The organism is Nocardia concava NBRC 100430 (genome assembly GCF_000308815.1).
Lineage (GTDB): Bacteria > Actinomycetota > Actinomycetes > Mycobacteriales > Mycobacteriaceae > Nocardia > Nocardia concava.
The window spans coordinates 31,090-52,697 of sequence record NZ_BAFX01000197.1; the positions used below are offsets into that span (position 1 = coordinate 31,090).

The following is a 21,608-nucleotide window of genomic DNA, read 5'->3' on the forward strand; positions in this document are numbered from 1 at the left end:
GGCCCAGTCTAAACCGGGCCACCAGCCTTCCGATGGTGCGCGATACTGGGATTGAACCAGTGACCTCTTCCGTGTCAGGGAAGCGCTCTCCCGCTGAGCTAATCGCGCGGGTAAATCCCCCGTTGAGCGGATGACGAGATTCGAACTCGCGACCCTCACCTTGGCAAGGTGATGCGCTACCAGCTGCGCTACATCCGCGTGCTCACCCGGCCTTGTGGGCCGATTGGCTTGCGGGAGAGAACATTAGCCTACAAGTAGGTGGTTGACGCAAATCGCCAGGACAACCTGGATTTCCGGGCGTGTCAGGCGGCGAGGTTCAGTAGCAGATTGCGGCAGCGCTGCGACACCGGCGACCGAGGGGGCTTGCCGTATGACAGCAGAAAGGCCCGGCGGGAACCGGGCCTGATCTGGGATTTCTATGGTGCGCCATACTGGGATTGAACCAGTGACCTCTTCCGTGTCAGGGAAGCGCTCTCCCGCTGAGCTAATCGCGCAAAGTTGTGTTCTGAGCGGATGACGAGATTCGAACTCGCGACCCTCACCTTGGCAAGGTGATGCGCTACCAGCTGCGCTACATCCGCATGCTCACCGGGGCTTGTGGGCCGATCGGCTTGCGGGACAGAACATTAGCCTACCGATGGGTGGTAATAGCAAATCGCCTGGAAAACCGGGTGATTCGGGCGCGGCGGCGGGGATGGGAGGAATGGCTGCGGTCGACGGGCCGAGGGGACGGAAATCTCACCGACTGCGGAAACCGAAAGGGAGACTCGGCGTGCTGCCGAATCTCCTTCCCACTTCACCATACCGCGCGGGGGAGGGCTTGCGGCAAGGGGCGGGCGGTGGGCTATAACTGCTGGTCGAAGGCCGGACGGGAGGAGTTTCGATGCGGGTGCTGCTGTCGACGATCGGGTCGCGGGGTGAGGTTCAGCCCATGCTGGCGCTGGGGCTGGAGTTGACGCGGTTGGGGGCGCGGGTGCGGTTGTGCGCGCCGCCGGATTTCCGGGGACTGGTCGAGCGGTTCGGGCTGGAGTTCGTGCCGGTCGGGCCAGAGGTGAGTCGGGCCGGGGCGCGTACGACGCCGCCGACGCCGGAGGAGCGGCGCGCGATGATCGCGGGGACGGTGGGCGATCAGTTCGACGCCGTAGGCGCAGCGGCCTCCGACTGTGATGTGCTGGTTGGTTGCGGGGCGCTGCAGATCGCGGCGCACTCGATCGCCGAGCTGCGTGGGATCCCGTACGTTTACGTCGCGTACGCCGCCAATACCCTTCCCTCCGAACAGCTTCCGCCGCCTCCGCTGGGGCCCGGAGTCGACGCCAGTGCCGACAACGGCACGCAGTGGAAGCAGGATGCCCAGCGCTGGAACGCGCTGTGGTCGGAGCCTCTCGACACCCACCGTGCCGCCCACGGCCTGCCCCCGGTCGCCGATGTCCGCGACTACATCTTCACCGACCACCCATGGCTTGCCGCCGACCCCGTCCTCGGCCCCTGGCCTACGCCATCGGATCTCGATGTCTGGCAACCGGGCGCGTGGATGCTGCGCGATCGGAGCCCACTCGCCGCCGAGATCGAGGAGTTCCTCGCCGCGGGCGAGCCGCCGGTGTACTTCGGTTTCGGCAGCATGCATATGGCGGCGGAGGCGAGCCGCGCCGCCATCGACGCCGCGCGTGCGCTCGGGCGGCGGGCGATCGTGCTGCGGGGTTGGTCGGAGCTCGGGCTGATCGACGAGGCGCCCGACTGCCTGGCGATCGGCGAGGTCGACCACGCGGCCCTGTTCCCGCGTGTCGCGGCCGTCGTGCACCACGGCGGCGCGGGCACGACCACCGCCGTGGCCCGCGCGGGCGTGCCACAGGTGGTGGTTCCGCAGCGGTTCGACCAGTACTACTGGGCCGACCGCGTGCGGACGCTGGGCATCGGATTCGCCCACGCCCCAGGCGAAGTCACCCGAGACTCCCTGCTGTCGGCGCTCGGCCACGCCCTTATGCGCGAGACCGCCGCCAGCGACCTGGCTCCGACCATCCGCACCGACGGCGCGACCCGCTCCGCCGAACGAATTCTCACCCTCGCCGGATCCTGACTTCCCGGCGGCGCGCGTATCGGCCGCACACAGACACGGGGGTGACCCACCCACGGCTGGAGCGGCGGCTCAATCCAGGGCGGGCTGAGCCTCGGGCAGGGGAGCGGCCTGGGCGCGCGAAAGGCGCACGGCCGCAACGCACATGACCACGACCGAGGCCGCGACGAAGGCGGTGCCGACCGGGCCGCTGCGCAGGCGCTCGTCCAGGACGGTCATGCCGAGGAATGCCGCGCCCAGCGGTTCGGCGACGGTGAACGCGGGCAGGGACGCCGACAACGGACCCACCTGATATCCGCGCTGCTGCACATACAGGCCGAGGATGCCGCAGGCGACCAGCACGTACAGCTCCCAGCTGGTGAGCGCGGTCGCGACGCTATCGCCGAACAGCTGGGTGACGTTCTCGGTGAGCGCCGCGGAGATCCCGAACAGCAGGCCCGCGACCGAACCCAGCAACAGCGCCTGCAGCGTCGGCACTTTCACCGTCGCGGCCACCACGATCCCCGCCACGATCACCGCCGCCATCAACCCCAGGGGCAGCACCCACCTGTGCCACGGCGCCTCCGACACCCCCTCGGTCGGCTCACCCACCACCAGGAAGCACGCCAACGCGATCGACAGCGCCGCCGCCTGCCCCCACATCGCCCGCGTCACCCGCCGCCCGCTGTAATGCGCCGCCAACGGCAGCGCGAACACCAGCGCCGTCACCAGAATCGGCTGCACCACCAACACCGACCCCAAGGCCAGCGCCGCCACCTGAAACCCGAACCCGCCCGCATCCCCGATCAACCCCGCCACCCACCGCGGATTCCGAATCAACTTGGCCAGCAACGCATCCCCCGCCGGCACATCCGCCGCCGCCCGCTGCTGCGCCACCGCCGACACAGCGAACAACACAGCCCCCACGAAAGCACACACCACAGCCGCGATAGGTAGGTTCACCCGGCCAGTCTGCCCGACCCACCCACCCTGGTCCGTCGCCAGACCCCCGGCCTCTCCATCCACTGAGCGGCACACCCTGAAGACATTCAACGAACGGCACATCCTGGAGACGAAATCCAGGACAAACCAGACAATCACCCTCCAGAATGTGCCACTCGGCCATCGTGCGCGGATCGATCGACATGGCTGGCTGCAGCCCCTTTCGTCCGAAGCCGGGGCGCGGACTGCGGCGAGTGGCTGCCGCGGCCGTGATTCGTCGAGCGGCACATCCTGGAGGCGCAATCCAGGAGAAAGCGGACAAAAGCCCTCCAGGGTGTGCCGCTCGGCATGCTGGTGTGCCACTCGGTGATCGGCGTGTGGTGCTGGCTGGTTCGGGTGTGTTGGTCGGGGGTGAATTCGGGTGCTCGATGGTGAATCGGCGGGCGGTTAGAGGTCGAGTTCTTCGGACCAAGCCTGGAGGCCGGCTAGGAAGCCTTCGCGTTCGGTGGGGGTTAGGCGGGTCATGGCTCGGAGGAGGGGGTTGGAGCGGCGGGTGATGAAAGCGGCTACGTCTTCGCTGCGGGCTTCGGGGAGGGAGAGGAGGGTGCGGCGGTTGTCGGCGGGGTCGTTGTGGCGTTGGAGCCAGCCGGCTCGGTTGAGTTCTCCGGCAAGTTGACTCGCGTTGGTGAGGCTGATGCCGAGGCGGCGGGAGAGGTCGCTGACGCTGATGCTGCCGGCGGCGAGGACCTGGGCCAGGACCGCGCCGTGGCGGTTGCCGAGGCCGTCGGCGTCGAAGGATTCGCGGAGGGCGGGCGGCATATCGCCGTGGGCGCGGCGGAAATGCGTGGCGATGAGGGGCGCCAGCGCTTCCAGTCGCCGCTGGTCCTCGGCGCTCACCGGACTGCCGGTGGGGCGTACCGGAGTTCCGGTGGTGCTCACGGGGCTGCCCGTGGTGTCCGCCGCCCGCTGTCGCCGAGACATATGCGACACGAACCCTCCGATCGATCTCGAACTCTGTCTTGACACAGCAAGGATACAGGTTCAAAAATCAGAACAGTTCGGAAGTCTGAACTATCTGATGACGGAAGGCTCACCCATGCGCACCCGCCTGCTCACCGCGGCCGCCCTGCTCACCACCGGATATCTTTGCGGCGCTTTCGGTTACGGCTTGATCAATGTCGCCCAAGCCTTAAAGACCGTGCCGCTGGATGTTCGCTTCACGTTCCACACCGCCCTCATGAAGGTGAACGGCCCGGTCATGCAATCGACCATGGCATTGGCCGCCCTGACCTCCCTGCTGCTGGCCGTCTACAGCACCGGACTCGTCCGCCGCTGGGCCGCAACGGCTTTCGCGCTGGAGGTGACGTCGTTCCTGATCACGCGTTTCGGCAATGTCCCCATCAACGGCAAGATCAAGCAGTGGGCCGTCGGCCCGGTCCCGTCCGATTACGCCCAGCTCCTGCACCGCTGGGAGCTGTTCCACATCGCCCGCACCACCGCGGCGCTGCTGGCGTTCCTGATCATCATCGCCGTGGCCGTCTCGGCCCAGGCCCCGGCCCGTCAGCCGGTTCTGGTGGCCCCCAACTGAATTCGCGCCGCCGGGGCGGCCCCGTGATAGAAGTGCCGCCCCAGCCCGACCGAGAACACCATCATCCCGTACGCCGCGTGCTCCACCGACGCGGTGAACAGCGACTGCGTGCGCAGATACCGCGCCGCGAACCACGCCGCGTATTCGGCGGCCAGATAGGCTCGCTGCCACCGCCGAATCCTCATGGGATCCACCATAATTTGCGGCCCGCGAACGCGCTGAACACGGCGAATTCTCGCGATTCCGAACTCGGTAGACGTAATGTCTAGTTAGTCTGTGCAGTGTTAGCGAAACCCCACCGCTAGGACCTCTCGTGAGCTATTCACTCATCATCGCCAATGGCACGATCGTCGACGGCACGGGCGCGGAACCCTTCCGGGCCGATATCGCCGTGCAGGACGGCCGCATCGCCGTGATCACCGCGCCCGGTGAACTCGCGCACGCCGAGGCGGAGGAGCGAATCGACGCGGACGGTCTGCTGGTGACGCCCGGATTCGTCGACATCCACACGCATTACGACGGTCAGATCACCTGGGACCCGCTGCTCACCCCGAGTTGCTGGCACGGCGTCACCACCGTGGTGATGGGCAATTGCGGCGTCGGCTTCGCGCCGGTCACGCCGGAGAAGCGGGAATGGCTGATCGGCCTGATGGAAGGCGTCGAGGACATCCCGGGCGCGGCGCTCTCGACCGGAATCCGTTGGAACTGGCAGTCTTTCCCGCAATTCCTCGATGCCCTCGAACAGCTGCCGCTGGCCATCGACGTCGGCACCCAGGTACCGCACGGCGCGGTCCGCGCGTATGTGATGGGGGAGCGCGGCGCGAAGAACGAGGCCGCCTCCGCCGAGGACATCGGCATGATGGCCAAGCTGGTGCGCGAGGGCATCGAGGCTGGGGCGCTGGGGTTTTCGACCTCCCGCACCATCGTGCACCGCGCCATCGACGGTGAACCGGTGCCGGGCACCTTCGCCGCCGAGGAGGAGCTGTTCGGCATCGGCCAGGCGCTGGGCGACGCGGGCCGCGGCGTGTTCGAGCTGGCTCCGGCCGGGATCATGGGCGAGGATCTCGCCGCCCCCGACCGCGAACTCTCCTGGATGCTGCGCCTGGCTGAAAAGACCGGCCGCACCGTGAGTTTCGGCCTGCTGCAACACGACGGCGCACCCGACGACTGGAAACGACTGCTGGACTCCGCCGCCGAAGCCTTCGACTCCGGAATCCCCTTGCGCCCACAGGTTTCCGCACGACCGTTGGGGCTGCTCATCGGTCTGCAGACCTTCAACCCCTTCTCGTTCCGTCCGTCCTATCAGGCCGCGGTCGCCCGCGCCGGTCAGCATCTCGACGCCCTCGTCGCCGAACTGCGCGACCCGGCATTGCGCGACACCATCCTCACCGAGGCCGACCTGCCCGACAATCCGATGGCCTTCATCAGCATGGGCCTGGATCGCACCTTCACCCTCGGCGACCCGCCCGACTACGAACCCGACCCGGCCGCGAGCCTCGCCGCCGACGCCGACCGTGCGGGCATCGAACCGTTCCGCTACATCTACGACCAGCTGCTCGGCCGCGACGGCCGCGCCCTGTTCTACCGTCCGCTGCTGAATTACTCACGCTTCACCCAGGATCCGATCCGCGACATGCTGACCCATCCGGTCACCGCGGTCGGCCTCGGCGACGGCGGCGCCCACGTCGGCGCCATCTGCGACGCCTCCAACACCACCTACCTGCTCACCCACTGGTCCCGCGATCGCGCACGCGGAGAACGCATTCCGCTCCCGCTGGCCATCCGCAAGATGACCCTCGACACCGCCCAGATGTACGGCCTGCACGACCGCGGCGAGATCGCACCGGGAAAGAAGGCCGACCTCAACATCATCGACTACGAGGCCCTCCGCCTGCTCCCACCCGCCGTCGCCTACGACCTCCCCGGCGGCGCCCGCCGCCTCCTCCAACGCGCCGAGGGCTACCGCGACACCATCGTCTCCGGCCGGGTAATCCTGCGCGACGGCCAGGACACCGGTGCCCGCCCCGGCTCCCTGATCCGCTCCTGACCCGGATTACTCGCCGAATAGCATGCAGGCCCTGCGGCCCCGCCGCCGGACTTGCCCGGTGGCGGGGACGTGGATGTGGTTGGGCGGGAGGTCAGCTCAGCTGGACGACGGCGGTGGCGCGGCCGAAGACCTTGCGGCCCTCGTTGAGTGCGGTGATCGCGACTACGGCGGTGGCGGTGTCCGGGTCGATCGACTTGATCTTGCCGGTGTAGTCGATGGCGGTGGTGCCGCCGGTGGCGAGGTAGACCGGGTTGCTCATGCGGACGCTGTACTGCTTCAGCGCGCCCGGGTCGCCGAGCCAGGAGGTGACGAAGCCCGCGCCGTAGGCCATGGTCAGCATGCCGTGCGCGACCACCCCGCGCTCGAGCCCGACCCGGTGCGCGGCCTCGGTGTGCCAGTGGATCGGGTTCGCGTCGCCCGCGACTCCGGCGTAGCGGACCAGGTCGCCGATCGTGAGATGGATTGTGTTGCCGGGCAATTCGTCTCCCACGTGGACCGTGTCCAGCCGCCGCGAGCGGGTGCTGCGGTAGGTCGCGATCACCGGATCCCAACCCGGCAGCGCCAGGCGGCGCGGCGTCCGCGCCAGGAACGTGTCCATCCCGCGATGCACCAGTTCACCCAGCAGCCGATGCGTTTCGACATGATCCTCGGATTGCTCGGCGCGCCCGATGACGCTGGTGGATCCGGTCAGCACCGCCACCCCGTCCGCATCGGTGATGACGTTCTCGAACACGAACATGTCCCCGCCGAACGCCCGCCGGACCGAGCGCAGCGCGACATTGCTGGTCAGTCGATCGCCCACCAGGATCGGGCGATGGAAATCCAGCACCTGATCGGTCTGCACCGAGGCGCGCAGGTCGTATCCGGTCAGCATGCCGCTCATGGCGTGCTGCACCGGCGTGGCCAGCAGAGACGGGAACGTCGGCGAGGCGAGCAGCGCCGGGTACCCCAGTTCCGCGGCAGCCTCCTCGGACCAGTGCGCGAGATGGTCGTCCTGTACGGCGGCCGCGTATTCGCGCACCTTCTCCCGGCCGACCTCGTAATAGGAGTCGAGCCGGAACCGGCGATCCACCATCGAGGCCGCGTGCTCGATCGGATCGGCGATCGCGGGCCTGACCGGATCGGTCATCACAGGCACAGCGTCGGATTCCAGAATGCTCAAGACAACCCCTCTGCGGTATCGGATGTGAACTGGCGGAATGGCACCGAGATCGAGGGGGAGTCCGCGGTGACCCCGCCGCCCACGCCCACGATCCATCGAGGTCGAGCGGGCGGCCGCGGTACGGCGGTGTGCAGAGCCACAGCGTGGCGATATGCGCAGAGAATAGCCACCGCTGCGATTCCGGACCAATGCAGGGGATGTCAGCCGCCGCCGTCCCGATCATCCATCACGCTGAAGTCGAGAAGCCGGGCCTGCTCCATATTCCTTCTCGCGGGAAATCGGAGATGAGGCGCAGGCACAGTGCGCATCCTCGCTCTGGCAGCGAACAACCGGCAGTTGAGCCGGTGGGCCGACGCTGCGAGGGTGTAGGGCATGACGACAACTTTTCCGGAAACGCCTGCCGTGCCGGTGGTCCGAACCGATTTCTCCGATCAGGCGGCCTGGGAGCGGGTGAAGGCCGGGATCGGCTGGGTGACACCGGATGAGTTCGAAGCCGATGTGACGTTTGTCGATGACCGAGCGTTCGCCGGCTTGTCGGCCACCGAGCTATTGGAGCGCATGCCGGTCGACAGCGAGCATTCGTTGCTGCTGGTCGTCGACGAGACCACGATTCGATCTTCCGAGCACCCGGTTCTGGTCGTGGATCTCGGCTCGAAGCCCAGCCCGGACGACAACTGGCCGGGCCGACCCGCCGGGCGATCGTTCCGTGCCCTTCCACACACGATCCAGGAGATCGAAAACAACCTCTCGATCTCGAACATGGATTGGGAGGACTTCGCCGAGGGGGTCGACGACGACGGGGTACGCCGGGAACACCTGCTTTACGGACGCGTCGAAGATCTGGCTGACAACCAGGACGCCGAATAGTCGAATTCGGCCCTAGCGCCCAGCGGAATTCGCGCACCGCCGCGTATACCGCGCCCAGAGCATCGCCACGATGACCTTTCGCGCGGTCGCCCTGGCGCCCTGCACCCGCTCACCCCAACGCGGCCGCGGCAATCTCCCGCGCACATATCCCCAAATGCGCTGTGCCTCACCGTCTCCGAGAGGGGACCGCCCCGCCGGTTCCCCCTCGGAACGGTCCGCCCCCGTCTGCCGGTGAGCCCCGTGCATCCGGTCGCGCTCGATGATCCGTGCGCACAACCGCACCACGACATCCTCGAGCCCCATCCCGAGCGACTCGGCCCGCAGCTCCGCCATCTCCAGCGCCCACTCCCGGTCGATGGCCGAGGGATCACTGAGCATCTCGTCCAGCGCCATCCCGTCGATCGCCTGCTCCCGGGTCAGATCCCACCCCGGCAGCCAGCTCAGCGCCCACGCGCCACCGCCGGGACCGGGCACCAGGTGCGCGGTCTCGGGAGTGCGGTCGCTGGTGATCGCGCGACCTGATATGCGGAGTGCCATGGCCTTTCCAGTCTCTCGGCGGGATACTCCGAACGAATGTACGGGCGGGGGCTTATGACTCTCTATCGAATTCCTTGCGGTCGGCCATTACCGGAGCTTCAGAGCGGCACTCCCGGCCACCAGCCGTCGACCAGCGCCTGCGCATTGCCTTCGGAGAAAGCGAGCAGTTCGCAGAACGAACGGCCGCTGTCGTTGAAGTCGATGGCGAGCATGCCCGCGGATTTGGTCTTGTCGGAGTCGAAGAAATGCCCCCACGTCATCCAGCCGCTGGTCGTCGGCCGTGTCCACGCCTGCGAGCCATCCGTGATGGTGTCGTCCGGTAGCTTCGTCGGCTTCAAGGGTTCGCGATTGGTCTTGCACCCGACCCGCAATCGCACCAGCGGCTGCTTGTCACCATTGCAGGCCAGCATCGCGAAGTCGGATACGGGGACCGTCATGTCCGCCGGTTTTCCGGCGTCGTCGATGGCCGCGCAGCGTATGCCCTGATACCCGGCGGCGTCCGGTGACGCGGGCAGCAGGCCTGGAAACGCCCGGGGGATGAAGGCGTAACTGCCCCAGTTGGCGGTGGGTGTCGCGGAGGTGGTCGACGATTGGGATACCGTTGTGGTTACGGTGGCTGAGGCGACCGGCACCGGTTGTCCCGGACCGGTAGTCGAATGACGGTGCATCGCAACGGCTGTCGCCGCGGCGAGGGCGGCCGCCACGGCCACGGCGGCCACTGACAGGCCGAGGCGTCGGCCCCTGGAGAACCGATGAGGCGAAACCGCCTCCGGCGCGGGGGCGCACGCGGCCCGCGCGGCCGCCGCCAGTTCACCGCATGAGGGATATCGCCGATCGGGGTCCTTGTCCATGGCGCGGCCGATCACCGAATCGAGCGCCGGCGGCAGGTCCGCGCGCAGCGAGCTCGGCCGGGGTGGCGGCTCGCTGAGATGGGCTTCGATGACCTCGGCCGCCGACGCACGCGGAAACGGAACGTAGCCGGTCAACAGCTGATACAACGTGGTCCCGAGGGCGTATACATCGGCGCGGTGATCCACACGCTCACCCACGAGCTGTTCCGGCGCAGCGTAGGCCAGCGTCGCCAGTACCGTCCCGGCGGCGGTGAGCGCGGTGGAATCGGCGACGCTGCGGCCGATCCCGAAGTCGCTCACCAGTACTCGATCCGTTCCGTCCGCACGCTCCTCGATGAGCAGATTGGCCGGCTTGACGTCGCGGTGGACCATTCCGGCGCGATGCGCCTCGTCCAATCCGCGCGCCGCCTGCTCCACGATGTGCACGGCGCGCTCGGCGGACAGCGGTCCACGCGCGACCAGCTCCGCGCCGTTGGCCCCGGGCACGTACTGCATGGCGATCCACAGCCACCCGTCGGACACGCCACGGTCGTGCACCGCAATGATATTCGGATGATTGAGGCGCGCCGCCAGATCGGCCTCGCGCAGAAATCGGGCCCGGAACTCGGGATCGGCGAAATGCTCGGCCGACAGGATCTTCAGCGCATCCCAGCGCGGCAGCCGGGGATGGCGCGCCATATAGACGGTACCCATCCCGCCCTCGCTCAGCAGCCGCTCGATCCGGTATCCGGCGAAGTCGGTGCCGGGCAACAGCTTTCCGCTCATCTGTCCGACTCCGCTCGTACCAGCAGCGCGTATTGTGCCGCGATCCGGTGCTGGGCGTCGGCCAGCGAGCGGCTGTAGGTCTGCACGTCATAGGCCCCGTAGAGGGCCCGGCAGGCGAATCTGACCGCATAGCGGGAATCGTTCACCCCTTCCAGACAGCGGACGTCGGGGATTCCCGCCGGGGTGGGGGCGACCCGCATGCCGGACTCCTTCGCCTCGTCGGCGGTATCGGTGAATTCCTTGCGAGCCGCCGCCGGGCTCTTGAAGCGGACCAGGATGTCGTAGCCGCGCACCGCGATAATCGTATGGCCGCCATCGGGATCGGGATCACCCTTCTTCCAGCCGCCCCAGCGATGTGCGGCCCGCGGGCCGTAGACGAGGCCGTAGGGGAACAGCTTTGCTGTCCATCCGGCATTCGCCGTCACGTTGAGGGCGATCACCGCCGGCCGCGGCCAGACGCCGGGTGCTTCCGGAAGCATGCGCGCGAGCATGCCGTCGGTGTCGAGCGGCAGGGCGGCGAAGGCGCCCACCGGTGTCGGCTTGAAGTCGCGTAACCGGGTCGCCTGCGCGGTGAGCGCGTTGCGGGCGAGTCCGGTGAGCGCACCCGGATCGGTGGTGGGATATCCGGCGAGAACGGTGACCACATAGGCGTCCTGGGCCTCGGTCGCGGCCAGCGTCGGCACGGTCGGCCGCCAATGCGCATGCGCGTCACGATGATCCGGGATCGACACCGCCACGTTGTCGGGGCTGACCGCCGCGTCCACGGCGTCGATCTCCGCCGCGGCCCGCTGGGCCCTGGTCGCATCGGAAAAGCGGATGATCATCACGGTCAACAGCCGGGCATGACCGACAGCGACGGACGGTTCGATCTCCGAATCCGCGCCACCGACCGAGAATCCGGCCAGCATGCCGTACTTGGCGAGCACCGCGCGGCCGGGCGCGGCCAGGTACACCGCCTTCTCGGCCGACGGAATGGGCACCGACGGGTTGGAGCCCAGGCCGTAGACCAGCGTCGGATCGGCCTCGATCGGATCGATCACCGCCTCGCCCATCCGGACCGATTCGAGGATTCGACCGTCGGCCTCGGTGCCGACCGGCGCCGCGCCCAGCGGCTCGGTGCTGTACGGGCCGACGTCCAGAGCGGTCAGGTCCGGTGTGGCCGGGCGCGGGTGCCCGGGTACCGAGCAGCCCGTCAGCAGCAGGGAGGCTGCGGCCGCGAACGCGGCGAACAGGCGAATCCCGGTGCCGCTCATATCGATACCCCCGGCCACCACTGGGCGTGCAGCGTGCTCGCGGGAGTTTCGGCGACGATTTCCAACTGACAGAACGACTCCTGCGGGTTGTCGAAGAAGACCTCGAGCTCCGCCATGGTCTTGCCGGTGGCGGAAAGGTAAGTGCCCCAGCGCAGATATCCGGTCCCGGTCGGCCGGGTCCAATGCTCGTCGCCCTCGACTTGCATGTTCGGACTTTGCGGGTGCCGCGGCGACTTGTCGGCATTGCACGTCAGATTCACACCCCACACCGGGGCGTGGTTGCCCCAGCACGACAGAATGCCGACCGGGGCCTGGTCGTAGAGAGACACATCATCGCCGTACTTGTCGACCGGGTGGCAGTTGAACAGCTCCTGGTAACCGACGCCGAGGCCCTGCGCGGACACCGGCAGCAGGTTCGGAAAAGCGTCGGCGATATAGGCATAGGTGCCCCATAGCGCCGCTTTCAATTCCGGTGATCTGCTGGTGGCGGTGACCGGCCGCGAGCGCGGCGGCGCGGCGGAATCCTTGCCGGGTACCAGCCACGTCGTCAGTCCCGCGGCCGCGGCGAGTATCGCCACCGCGGCGACGAGGAGTGTCCGACGTCGGAGGCGTCGCCGCGGTGACACGGTGGCGACCATGGCAATGCCCGCGGCGTCCGCCGCCGCTTGCGCCAGCGAGACGCAATCGGGGTAGCGCCCGGCGGGCTCCGGCATCGTCGCCTTCGCGACTACCGCATCGAATTCGACCGGCAGCCAAGGATTCTGCTGCGTCGGCACCGGCGTTCGGCCGGGCTCGGGCCGAACGCCGGTGAGCATCTCCGAGAGCAGACAGCCCAGGGCGTACACCTCGCTGCGATTGTCGGCGGGCACTCCGGCGAGCTGCTCGGGCGCCGGATAGGTCAGTGCGGCCGGATCCGCGGTGGGCCGGGACAGCCCGAATCCGGTGAGCACCACCTCATCCGGCGCACCCGGCCGTTCGGCCACCAGGATGTACCGGGGTGCGAGGTCGCCGTGCAGCAAGTCGTTGGCATGCAGTTCGTCGAGCCCCTTGGCCACCTCGCCGGCAATGTGGACCGCGCGGGCCGGATCCAGCCCGCCCCGCCGGATCGCCTCGGCGACGTCGACGCCGTCGACATGTTGGCTGGCCAGCCACAGCCGCCCGTTCTCCTCGCCCGCGTCCCGGACCACTGCCAAGTTCGGATGACGTTGCCGCGCGGCCAGTTCCGCCACCGCCAGGAAGTGCTCGCGGAATCGTTCGTCGCCGCCGAACCGCGGCGACAATACGGTCAGATCGTCGACACGATCCACGCGCACATGCCGGGCCAGGACCGTCTCGCTCATCGGGTCCGCACCGGAGGTCCGCACGGTCGAGTCACCGAGCGGCCGCTCGATCCGGTAGTCGGCGAACCTGGTTGTGGTGTCTTCGTTCATTGGGCCTTCCTCGCCCCGCGCGCAGCGTCACAGGGGTGCATCGCGCCACCATCCATCGAACAGGTCGTTGCCGGTCGTGCCACCCGTCACCGTGATCGAGCAGAAATTCCGTGCCGGATCATCGAAGTGGATCAGTAGGAAACCCTCGGTGCCGCCGCCGTAGGCGCCCGCTGTGTATGCCCGGACCACCCCGTGCCCGGTGGGCCGGTCCCACGGTTCGTTCCGCAACAAGGTGATGTCTGTCTCGATGTCCGGCAACTCCCGGGGAGCGCGATTCACCCTGCAGGCGGCCACCAGCATCGTGACTGGACTCTTGTTCCCCCCGCAACGCAGGAACGCAATGGTTCCCAGCGGCTGGGTGAGCGTGAGCCGGTCGCCCTCCTGGTCGATGGGTTCGCACCGCAATCCCTGATAGCCGCTGGCGATCGGGGCCGCGGGCAGCAGGTTCGGGAAGGCCTGAGCCACGAACTGATAGGCACCCCAGGCCACCGGGCTACCGGTCGTCGAGGTGGGGGCACTCGGCGTGAGGGTGAGCGAGGACGGCGCACCGATGGAGCCTGATTCGTTCCAATCATGCGTCAGCGCAACAATTCCGGCGATGACCAACAGGGCTGCCGCGCCCACCGCGCCGACCAGGGCCCGACGTCCTCTCGGCCGCGTACCCGGCTGCCCTCCGGCGAGATTCGTTCGCAGCCCCCGGAGCGTGACCGTTCGACGTGGTCTCAGTCGTGCTGTGGCGGTGGTTGTTTGCGTCGGCGCACCGCTGGAGCCGAGTGCGTGCGCGGCAGCCCGCGCGAGCTCGCCACACGACGAGTAGCGATCGGCGGGCCGCTTCGCCATCGCCCGCGCGATCACCGCGTCGATCGCGGCGGGCAGGGCCGGATTCACCGCGCTGGGGCGCGGCGGCGGCTCCATCAGATGGGCCTGCATCACCGCCGCGACATTCGCGCGCGGGAAAGGCTTTGCACCGGTGAGCAATTCATACAGCGTGCCACCGAGGGCGTACACGTCGGCGCGATGATCGAGGACCGCCGCGCTCAACTGTTCGGGTGAGGCGTAGGCCACGGTCGCCATCACCGCCCCGGCCTCGGTGAGCTCGGTCGACTTGGCGATGACGCGCGCGATCCCGAAGTCGGAGACATACACCCGATCGAGTCCGTCCGGTCTTGACTCCAGCATGAGGTTGGCCGGTTTGATATCGCGGTGCAGCATGCCTGCCCGGTGCGCCTCGTCGAGCCCGTGCGCGGCCTGCTCGAGGATGTGCTGCGCTCGCGCCGGCGGCAACCCGCCGGGATACCGGCCGACCAGCGCGGCGGCGTCGGAACCGTCGACGAATTGCATGGCGATCCACAGGCAGCCGTCCGTCTCGCCGCGGTCGCGCACCGCGACGATATTCGGATGGTCCAGGCGCGCGGCGATTTCGGCCTCACGGGCGAATCGGGCCCGATACTCATAGTCCTTGCCGAAGTCAGCGGGAAGCACCTTGAGGGCCTCGAAGCGCGGCAGACGAGGATGCTTCACCAGATAGACGGTGCCCATGCCGCCGCGGCCGAGCACGCGTTCGATCCGGTATCCCGCGAAAAGGGTTCCTGCCACCAGAAGTTCGTTCGTCGCCATTTCAGCCGCCGCTCGTCAGCAGGGCGTACTGGGCCGCGGCCCGCTGGCTGGCGCCGGTCGCGTCACGACCGAGCACGACCGAGTTGTAGCGCCCGTACTGCATCCGGCAGATGAAGTTCGACATGCCGGTGAAATCGGGCTTCAGGTTCTGGTAGCAGCTGACATCGGAGGTACCGGCGGGCGGATCGACCGGGCGCAGGGTGGTGTCGGCCGCATCGGTGGCGCGGCTCTTCTCCAGCCGCCGATGCGCCGCGACCGGATCCGAATAGCGGAGCACGATCGCGAATCCATTGGTCACCATGGCCTCCGGCGCGGGACCTCGCTCCTTGTCCTCGGGGCCGCGGTACAACAACGTCGCCCGTGGGCCGTACGAGACGCCGGTACTGATCAGATCGGTGTCCCAGCCGGCGTGCCGATGCTCGGTGAGGGAGACGACACCCGGATACATCCAGCGGCCGGGTGCGTCCGGCACCATCAATCGCACCATTCGGTCGGGATCCAACGGCAGGGCCGCGAGCCGGTCCTCGGGCGTCGGCTCGAAGTCGCGCAGCAGCGGGGACTGTGCGTCGAAGGCCTTGCGCGCCAGCCCCGTGAGAATGGTGAGGTCGGGAGTGGTGTGGCCGATCAAGAGGCTGATCACGTAGTTGTCCTGCGCGAGGGTCGCCGCCAGGGTCGGGACCGTCGGCCGCCAATGAGCGTGTGCGCCAGGATGATCCGGGATGGTAACCGCGACATTGTCGCGGTTGACGGCGGTATCGACGGCGTCGATCTCGGTGGCGGCCTGCTGGGCGGCCGTGGCGTCGGGAAATCGGATCACCAATGCGACCAGGGCCCGGCCCTTTCCGACCTCCAGGCCGTAGACGCCGCCGTCGATGTCGCTGCCGCCGACCATGGCTCCGGCGACCATCCCGTGCCGTTGCAACACCGGGCGCACCGGTTCGGCGAGCAGCATGGCCGCCCGGGACGGCGTGGGTATCAGCTCGACCGCGATACCGGTCGGGGAATGGACGAGCGTGGCATCGATCTGGGCCGGATCCAGCAGTGCCTCGGCCATCCGGGCGGATTCGAGCACGCGGCCGGTTGCTTCGGTGCCGGTCGGGGGTTCGAGTGGATCGACGCCGTAGCGTCCGGTGTCCAGCGCTGCCAGATCCGGGTTGTGCGCCAATGGTTTTCCATCGATCGTGCAGCCGCTCAGCAGCGTCGCCGCGATCGCCGCCCCGAAGGCGATTCTCAGTGTTCTCATCATCGTTTCCACGGTCTCGACCGCCTGTCAGAGCGGTGCGCCGGGCCACCAGGCGGCGCGAAGTTCCGCGCCGGTCGTGGGAAGCCCGACGACTTGGATCCGGCAGAAGTTCCGGTCCGCGCGGTCGAAGTACAGATCCAGCACCCCCGTGGTTCGGCCATCCAGATCACTGCTGCCGCTGTTCTCGAAAGTGGTGTGGCCCCAGAACAAATGCCCCGAACCCGAGGGCCGGGTCCAGGCCTCGTCGCCCTCGGGATAGTCGGCCAGGCTGGGCACCGGCTGCATGACGGTGCGGTCGGCGTTGCAGGTGATCGACACGTCGATGGCCGGGTCGTGGTCGCCGAGGCAGAACAGCTCGCCGACCGGCAGCGAAGTGTCATAGGGGACGCTCTTGGAATTGGGGTCCTGCGCGACGCACCCGGACAACTGCTGATATCCCGATCCGTACGGGAAGCCCGGCAGCAGATCGGGGAAAGCCTGCGCGATGTAGGCGAATGCGCCCCACTGCGAGCCGTCGATCGAACCGGTCACCGGGATCCGGACCGGGCGGGCCTGCGACTCGGTTGTGCGCGAGGTGAATCCGATGATCGCGGCGGCGACAACGATGGTGACCACCAGAGCGGTCGCGGCCAGCAGCCTGGCCCGGCGACGTGAGGGAGCGGGTGCCAAGGCGGCGTGCGCGGCGGCGGCGAGGTCGGAGCAGCTGGCAAAGCGGTCGGCCGGATTCTTCGCCATGGCGGTCGCGATGACGGCGTCGAAATCCCTGGGCACGCGCGGATTCACGGCAGAGGGCCGCGGCGGCGGTTGATGCAGGTGCGCGTACATCACCGAGCCGCTGCTGGTGCGCGGGAACGGGACCGAGCCGGTCAGCATCTGGTAGAGCGTGCAGCCCAGGGCGTAGACGTCCGCGCGGTGATCGACCGGACCACCGCCGAGCAGTTCGGGCGCGGCGTAGGCGAGGGTGGCGGCGAGGCCGCCGCTGTCGGCCTCGGTGTCCTCGGCCGGGCGGGCGATACCGAAGTCGGTGACCAGCACACGATCCGAGCCGTCGGCGTTGGTGGCCAACAGAATATTGGCGGGCTTCACGTCGCGGTGCAGCAGACCCGCGCGGTGGATCTCGTCGATACCGTGGGCGGCCTCGCCGAGGATGCGCACCGCGCGCTCGGCGGTCAGCACCTGGGGGCCACGGTGGATCAACTGTGCCAGGTCGCCGCCGTCGATGTATTGCATCGCGATCCACAGGCGGCCGTCGTGCTCGCCACGGTCGTGCACCGCGACCAGGTTCGGATGGTGCAGCCGCGCGGCCATTTCCGCCTCGCGCAGGAAGCGGGCGTGGAATTCGGTATCGCGGTCGTGGCGGTCGTTGAGCACCTTGAGCGCATCCATGCGCGGGAGTCTCGGATGCTGCGCCAGATAGACCGTGCCCATGCCACCGCCGCCGAGCCGCCGCACGATCCGATAATCGGCGACGACCATGCCGTCGGCCACTTCCATCAGGCTGTTCCCCCGCTCCCGTCCTGCCGTCGACGGGTCCGTCTCGTTCACCACCAGGCCACCCAGCCTCGCGCCATCATCCCGTGTCACGATCAACATCGGATTGCCGCTGAATATAAACGGCTGGTGGAGCCTTCGAAAAGGGTTGCCGGAAAACCTATCCGGCACAGCGAGTCAGGCAGGTGGGCGATCGCGCGTCGGGATCAGCTGTGTACGCCGGTTTCGGCCAGCACTTGGCGCAGGATGTGCTCGATGCCGGTCAGGCGGACACCCAGCACATCGGCTTGCAGGATCTCCAGTACCTCGTCCCGATCCGCGGTCCCGAGGGCCTGCGCGGCCCCCGCCGAGGGGTCCGCGACCAGGCCGATCGACACCATCCCGACGGTGAGCGGCCAGATGTCGTACCGTTGCGACAGCCGCGCGGCGATGTCGAGCGCACGCGCACAGGCGTAGGTGAGCGGGATGCCTTCCCAGGTCGCCGCCGCATAGTCCACGGGATCCAAGACGACGCGGCCGGTGATCGTCTCCAAACCCCCTGCCCGGAGCCACAATCGATACCACTGCCCGGCCGAGTCGGCCCGCATCAGCGTGATCAACAGCGCCTGGGTATCCAACGCGCGTGGTGCGACAGCGGCCCCGGTCGCCCGCAGCGCCAAGTCCACGGTCCCCTGCACGGGCACGCCCACCAGTATCCGACGCAGCGCTGTGGCTTCGGTAGCGGACTTCTGTGCTGTCACAGCGGTTTTCGGCGGCCGCGCGGCCGCTCCCCGCAGCGAGGCTCTGGCCGCCAAAATCAACACGAGCCCCGAGACAGCCACGGCCACGGTCACCCCACCGGCGGCCGCGATTTCCCGCAGCCCGTCGAGCAACCCGAACAGCCCGAGCATCCCGGCCAGAATCCCCGCCGACATCAGCACCAGAATCACAATGTCGGTCACCGACAACGTCTTCTTCGCCATCCGTCCTCCCCGCCCCCGATGCTACGCGCGCGCGAAACACCGAAGTCAACGCCGAATAAGCGCCGGATAAGCGAGCGGACGCGCTGGCCCTCAGCAGAACTCGATGAGGGTGCCGTTCTCGAGGGAAACCCTGGCCGCCTCGAACAGAATGATCCAGGTCTCCAGCTCCCGATCGAACGGATGCGCCTCCTCGCCGGATTGGTCCAGCGCCGCGTAGATCCGATCGATCTCGTCATCGGCGAGCACCCCGTCGACCAGGTTGATTCCCAAATATGGTGCGACATAGACGAGTTCGCGCATCAGCACCGTGCTTGACCCGACCATCCCGCCGCCGGGTATGCCGAGCTCCTCATCGGCGAACAGGACGTCGCCGAATTCGACAGGGACGTAATACCCTTCGCAATCCGAGTGCACGATCAGGTGACAGTCGAAGGTGCACCCGACCTCCTCGATGGCCGGATCATCGGACGCCTGCTCACCGTCGGCAACCGGGGTCAGCGGCTGATCGGGATATTCGTAGGCCCGGGCATACGCGCGCCGCAGATAGTGCAGGAAGGAATACGGAATCCCTGACGTCCGAGCCCGCGACACCGCAGCTCCCTGCACCGTGGGCTCGTCATGAGCCGGAATCCCCTCGCCGGCAAGCAATTCACCCAGCGCCCGCAGCTGCCCGGCGTGCCACTCGAGATCCTCCGGATCGCCACCGTTCTCCATGCTGTAGGCCAGTCCACCGGTGGCCACACTCAATCCCATGCCGCCGAACCTAACCCGCCCGACCGACAGACGACTCCTCGATCACGCCTCGCACAGCGGCAACGCGGCCCGAACCAGCGCGGCCTGATGCAGCAGATCCACGTGCCGTGCCCCGGCGACGGCCAGCACGCTACCGGTCACCCTCGCCGGACAATCCCCACTCGCCAACTCGCCTCGCCGAGCAGACAATTCATCCACGATCCCAACATTGGCGCGATCGATAACGGGCCGAATACCGGCCAGATCCGTCGCCGAAACGGGCGCAGTCACCACCTGGCTCCTCCACTCCGCCACCAGCCCCCGCTGCACCATCTTGTTGGCCTCGATCTGCCCCTCGAACACGTTCCGCACCCACGCCGCGGGCAACTGGTGCTCGCCCCCGAGCGCGGTCATCGCGTCATAGATAGCCGCCTCGCGGGCCGGATCATCGATCATCGGCTCGCCGCCATCCCGAACCGCGGCGGCCCATTTGATCGCCGCGACGGTATCGGCCGTATCGAGCCGTTCGATCAGCAATCCCACCAGCCGATCCGTCGATCCCGAATCCTCTTCCGCCGCAGCCGCACCGGCACTTCCTGTCATCAGAACCATTGCCGCCGCAGCAGCGATCGCAAGTTTCCTCAACTTCCCGGTCCTTCCGTCCCTGCCACGCTACCGCGAATAGACTCGCACCCATGGGCGGCAACGCTCCCACCGAGATCTATGCGTCGAAATCCTTTGCGGTTGTCGCAGTCATGTTCTGGGGCCTTTTGTTGGCTCTCATGGTCTTCGCCTCACTAGCAGCTCCCGGGTATATCCGTCTCGAAGGGATCCTCAGGGTGCGGGCGGCCTATGTCTTCGGCGCCTTCGCGGTTCTCTGTGCTCCGCTGGCCGTGGGAGCCGCGATCAAGCTCGTTCGCCGGGGCCCTGAGCTAGTGCTGACCGATGAGGGACTGGATACCAGGCATTATGGCTGGATGGACTGGGTGGAGATCCGCTACGTCCAGTCGGTCCGCATGCGTCAAAACCATGCGACGTATCGACGGGTCCAGGTACGACTTCGGGACCCCGCCGCCTTCGCCGCTCGCAGCTCGTTCCGGGTCCGCGCGTTGCTGCGCTGGAATCGCATCATGGGATTGTCGGAGATTCCCCTGATCGGCGGCGCGGCGGGCTTCTCACCGGCCTTGGTGCTCGACGAGATTCGCCTGCACTGTCCACCCGAGTTGCCTGTGGGCGGTGAGTGATCGGGCCGTGTCGAGTTCGGAAATGCAGAAAGGCCCGGCGGGGGCCGGGCCTGATCTGGGTGAAACTTGGTGCGCGATACTGGGATTGAACCAGTGACCTCTTCCGTGTCAGGGAAGCGCTCTCCCGCTGAGCTAATCGCGCGGGTCTATTCTTTGCTCTTCGTAAAGAAGAGGCGGCGACGGGAATCGAACCCGTGTGCACGGCTTTGCAGGCCGTTGCCTCACCACTCGGCCACACCGCCAAGCAGGCCGTGTTGGCCTCTCGAGCGGATGACGGGATTCGAACCCGCGACCCTCACCTTGGCAAGGTGATGCGCTACCAGCTGCGCTACATCCGCATTTCGTCCCGGGCGCCTCTCGGCTGTCCCGCTGACGAGGTAGAACATTAGCCGACTATCTGCGCAGGTAACAAATCGCCTGGTAGATGGGGGTAAATATGAACTACAACGGTGTAGTCCGGCGCGGCCTGCCGAGCGCAGGACGAGGCCGCCGCGGAATTCGGCGGGACCGCCCGGTCGCGACGCGGGCCGTCCTCATCCCACCCCACGACCCCCAACCGCCCATGGCCCGCGGGCGACCATCCGGTGAACCCCACGCGACACGACAGACCCGCCCGTCGCAGCCCTATTTTTCGCCCATACGCACGCGATTTGGTGCGACGCCGCAGATCTGTGTAAAGTTCTGTCTCGTTCGAAGCGCTGAAAACGCCGCCGAGAACACCGCCCACCAGGGCGGGAGCTACGGTTCTATAGCTCAGCGGGAGAGCACTCGCTTCACACGCGAGGGGTCGCTGGTTCGATCCCAGCTAGAACCACCATAAGGGGCTT

Annotated in this window: 19 protein-coding genes and 8 tRNA genes; 6 read left to right on the forward strand and 21 right to left on the reverse strand. The window is 67.7% G+C overall.

The annotated features are described in order from the left end of the window. Positions 1-33 precede the first annotated feature (33 nt). The 4 genes from ON43_RS38560 to ON43_RS38575 all read right to left on the reverse strand — a co-directional run bounded on the left by ON43_RS38560 (position 34) and on the right by ON43_RS38575 (position 581). Positions 34-108, reverse strand: a tRNA-Val gene (locus tag ON43_RS38560). Between the two features lie 17 nt (positions 109-125). Further along, positions 126-198, reverse strand: a tRNA-Gly gene (locus tag ON43_RS38565). A 221-nt stretch (positions 199-419) separates the two neighbouring features. Continuing rightward, a tRNA-Val gene (locus tag ON43_RS38570) sits at positions 420-494 on the reverse strand. Positions 495-508: 14 nt separating this feature from the next. Continuing rightward, positions 509-581 (reverse strand) — tRNA-Gly (locus ON43_RS38575). Positions 582-883: 302 nt separating this feature from the next. Between ON43_RS38575 and ON43_RS38580 the strand changes: the two genes are divergently transcribed. Then, complete coding sequence (locus tag ON43_RS38580; protein WP_040815636.1) at positions 884-2,074, forward strand: glycosyltransferase; 1,191 nt, start codon at positions 884-886, stop codon at positions 2,072-2,074. 69 nt (positions 2,075-2,143) lie between these two features. Here ON43_RS38580 and ON43_RS38585 read toward each other — a convergent pair whose 3' ends face one another. Both ON43_RS38585 and ON43_RS38590 read right to left on the reverse strand, forming a co-directional pair. Beyond that, complete coding sequence (locus ON43_RS38585) at positions 2,144-3,013, reverse strand: DMT family transporter (RefSeq protein WP_040815637.1); 870 nt, start codon at positions 3,011-3,013, stop codon at positions 2,144-2,146. A 426-nt stretch (positions 3,014-3,439) separates the two neighbouring features. Then, positions 3,440-3,931, reverse strand: coding sequence for a MarR family winged helix-turn-helix transcriptional regulator (locus ON43_RS38590; protein ID WP_218003496.1), 492 nt, complete (start codon positions 3,929-3,931; stop codon positions 3,440-3,442). Positions 3,932-4,088: 157 nt separating this feature from the next. Here ON43_RS38590 and ON43_RS38595 point away from each other — a divergent pair, with 157 nt between their 5' ends. Next, complete coding sequence (locus ON43_RS38595) at positions 4,089-4,580, forward strand: anthrone oxygenase family protein (RefSeq protein ID WP_040815639.1); 492 nt, start codon at positions 4,089-4,091, stop codon at positions 4,578-4,580. On the opposite strand, the gene ON43_RS38600 is transcribed toward ON43_RS38595, so the two are convergent. Further along, complete coding sequence (locus ON43_RS38600; protein ID WP_157514371.1) at positions 4,553-4,765, reverse strand: hypothetical protein; 213 nt, start codon at positions 4,763-4,765, stop codon at positions 4,553-4,555. The genes ON43_RS38595 and ON43_RS38600 overlap by 28 nt on opposite strands. A 128-nt stretch (positions 4,766-4,893) precedes the next feature. Here ON43_RS38600 and ON43_RS38605 point away from each other — a divergent pair, with 128 nt between their 5' ends. After that, positions 4,894-6,627, forward strand: coding sequence for an N-acyl-D-amino-acid deacylase family protein (locus tag ON43_RS38605; protein ID WP_040815641.1), 1,734 nt, complete (start codon positions 4,894-4,896; stop codon positions 6,625-6,627). Between the two features lie 91 nt (positions 6,628-6,718). On the opposite strand, the gene ON43_RS38610 is transcribed toward ON43_RS38605, so the two are convergent. Further along, positions 6,719-7,789, reverse strand: coding sequence for a fused (3R)-hydroxyacyl-ACP dehydratase subunits HadA/HadB (locus ON43_RS38610; protein WP_245568987.1), 1,071 nt, complete (start codon positions 7,787-7,789; stop codon positions 6,719-6,721). 372 nt (positions 7,790-8,161) lie between these two features. Between ON43_RS38610 and ON43_RS38615 the strand changes: the two genes are divergently transcribed. Continuing rightward, positions 8,162-8,656: a DUF6924 domain-containing protein gene (locus ON43_RS38615; RefSeq protein ID WP_373283527.1), complete on the forward strand. Its 495-nt coding sequence runs from the start codon at positions 8,162-8,164 to the stop codon at positions 8,654-8,656. A 12-nt stretch (positions 8,657-8,668) separates the two neighbouring features. Here ON43_RS38615 and ON43_RS43165 read toward each other — a convergent pair whose 3' ends face one another. The 10 genes from ON43_RS43165 to ON43_RS38665 form a co-directional block, all read right to left on the reverse strand. Beyond that, complete coding sequence (locus ON43_RS43165) at positions 8,669-9,193, reverse strand: hypothetical protein (protein ID WP_051179923.1); 525 nt, start codon at positions 9,191-9,193, stop codon at positions 8,669-8,671. Positions 9,194-9,291: 98 nt separating this feature from the next. Then, positions 9,292-10,809 (reverse strand): serine/threonine-protein kinase, encoded by a 1,518-nt coding sequence (locus ON43_RS38625; RefSeq protein ID WP_051179925.1) that lies wholly within the window; start codon positions 10,807-10,809, stop codon positions 9,292-9,294. Further along, positions 10,806-12,062, reverse strand: coding sequence for a DUF7373 family lipoprotein (locus ON43_RS38630; protein ID WP_040815642.1), 1,257 nt, complete (start codon positions 12,060-12,062; stop codon positions 10,806-10,808). The genes ON43_RS38625 and ON43_RS38630 overlap by 4 nt, the downstream gene beginning before the upstream one ends. Next, a complete protein-coding gene (locus ON43_RS43170) occupies positions 12,059-13,492 on the reverse strand; it encodes a serine/threonine protein kinase (protein WP_051179926.1) in 1,434 nt (477 codons plus the stop codon). The genes ON43_RS38630 and ON43_RS43170 overlap by 4 nt, the downstream gene beginning before the upstream one ends. Before the next feature lie 27 nt (positions 13,493-13,519). Continuing rightward, complete coding sequence (locus ON43_RS38640) at positions 13,520-15,088, reverse strand: serine/threonine-protein kinase (RefSeq protein WP_245568989.1); 1,569 nt, start codon at positions 15,086-15,088, stop codon at positions 13,520-13,522. 22 nt (positions 15,089-15,110) lie between these two features. Next, a complete protein-coding gene (locus tag ON43_RS38645) occupies positions 15,111-16,352 on the reverse strand; it encodes a DUF7373 family lipoprotein (protein ID WP_157514373.1) in 1,242 nt (413 codons plus the stop codon). Between the two features lie 27 nt (positions 16,353-16,379). Next, positions 16,380-17,936 (reverse strand): serine/threonine-protein kinase, encoded by a 1,557-nt coding sequence (locus ON43_RS38650; protein WP_167333499.1) that lies wholly within the window; start codon positions 17,934-17,936, stop codon positions 16,380-16,382. Between the two features lie 113 nt (positions 17,937-18,049). Then, on the reverse strand, positions 18,050-18,805 hold the full coding sequence (locus tag ON43_RS38655; protein ID WP_040815646.1) for a hypothetical protein: 756 nt from the start codon (positions 18,803-18,805) through the stop codon (positions 18,050-18,052). Between the two features lie 90 nt (positions 18,806-18,895). Then, the gene (locus tag ON43_RS38660; RefSeq protein ID WP_040815647.1) at positions 18,896-19,558 is read right to left on the reverse strand and encodes a putative DNA-mimic protein; all 663 of its coding nucleotides are present in this window, start codon (positions 19,556-19,558) and stop codon (positions 18,896-18,898) included. Positions 19,559-19,600: 42 nt separating this feature from the next. Further along, on the reverse strand, positions 19,601-20,080 hold the full coding sequence (locus tag ON43_RS38665; RefSeq protein WP_157514374.1) for a chorismate mutase: 480 nt from the start codon (positions 20,078-20,080) through the stop codon (positions 19,601-19,603). Between the two features lie 152 nt (positions 20,081-20,232). On the opposite strand from ON43_RS38665, the gene ON43_RS38670 reads away from it, so the two are divergent. Next, positions 20,233-20,781 (forward strand): hypothetical protein, encoded by a 549-nt coding sequence (locus ON43_RS38670; protein WP_157514375.1) that lies wholly within the window; start codon positions 20,233-20,235, stop codon positions 20,779-20,781. Positions 20,782-20,848: 67 nt separating this feature from the next. Here the strand turns inward: ON43_RS38670 and ON43_RS38675 are convergent. The 3 genes from ON43_RS38675 to ON43_RS38685 form a co-directional block, all read right to left on the reverse strand. Beyond that, positions 20,849-20,923, reverse strand: a tRNA-Val gene (locus tag ON43_RS38675). Positions 20,924-20,952: 29 nt separating this feature from the next. Continuing rightward, positions 20,953-21,023: transfer RNA gene (locus tag ON43_RS38680), tRNA-Cys, on the reverse strand. Positions 21,024-21,046: 23 nt separating this feature from the next. Further along, a tRNA-Gly gene (locus ON43_RS38685) sits at positions 21,047-21,119 on the reverse strand. A 404-nt stretch (positions 21,120-21,523) separates the two neighbouring features. On the opposite strand from ON43_RS38685, the gene ON43_RS38690 reads away from it, so the two are divergent. Next, positions 21,524-21,598 (forward strand) — tRNA-Val (locus tag ON43_RS38690). Positions 21,599-21,608: the final 10 nt, after the last annotated feature.

Coding starts and splice junctions, on each gene's coding strand:
- ON43_RS38580 (WP_040815636.1), top strand. CDS start 884: ATGCGGGTGCTGCTGTCGACGATCGGGTCGCGGGGTGAGGTTCAGCCC.
- ON43_RS38595 (WP_040815639.1), top strand. CDS start 4,089: ATGCGCACCCGCCTGCTCACCGCGGCCGCCCTGCTCACCACCGGATAT.
- ON43_RS38600 (WP_157514371.1), bottom strand. CDS start 4,765: ATGAGGATTCGGCGGTGGCAGCGAGCCTATCTGGCCGCCGAATACGCG.
- ON43_RS38615 (WP_373283527.1), top strand. CDS start 8,162: ATGACGACAACTTTTCCGGAAACGCCTGCCGTGCCGGTGGTCCGAACC.
- ON43_RS43165 (WP_051179923.1), bottom strand. CDS start 9,193: ATGGCACTCCGCATATCAGGTCGCGCGATCACCAGCGACCGCACTCCC.
- ON43_RS38625 (WP_051179925.1), bottom strand. CDS start 10,809: ATGAGCGGAAAGCTGTTGCCCGGCACCGACTTCGCCGGATACCGGATC.
- ON43_RS38630 (WP_040815642.1), bottom strand. CDS start 12,062: ATGAGCGGCACCGGGATTCGCCTGTTCGCCGCGTTCGCGGCCGCAGCC.
- ON43_RS43170 (WP_051179926.1), bottom strand. CDS start 13,492: ATGAACGAAGACACCACAACCAGGTTCGCCGACTACCGGATCGAGCGG.
- ON43_RS38645 (WP_157514373.1), bottom strand. CDS start 16,352: ATGAGAACACTGAGAATCGCCTTCGGGGCGGCGATCGCGGCGACGCTG.
- ON43_RS38655 (WP_040815646.1), bottom strand. CDS start 18,805: ATGGCGAAGAAGACGTTGTCGGTGACCGACATTGTGATTCTGGTGCTG.
- ON43_RS38660 (WP_040815647.1), bottom strand. CDS start 19,558: ATGGGATTGAGTGTGGCCACCGGTGGACTGGCCTACAGCATGGAGAAC.
- ON43_RS38670 (WP_157514375.1), top strand. CDS start 20,233: ATGGGCGGCAACGCTCCCACCGAGATCTATGCGTCGAAATCCTTTGCG.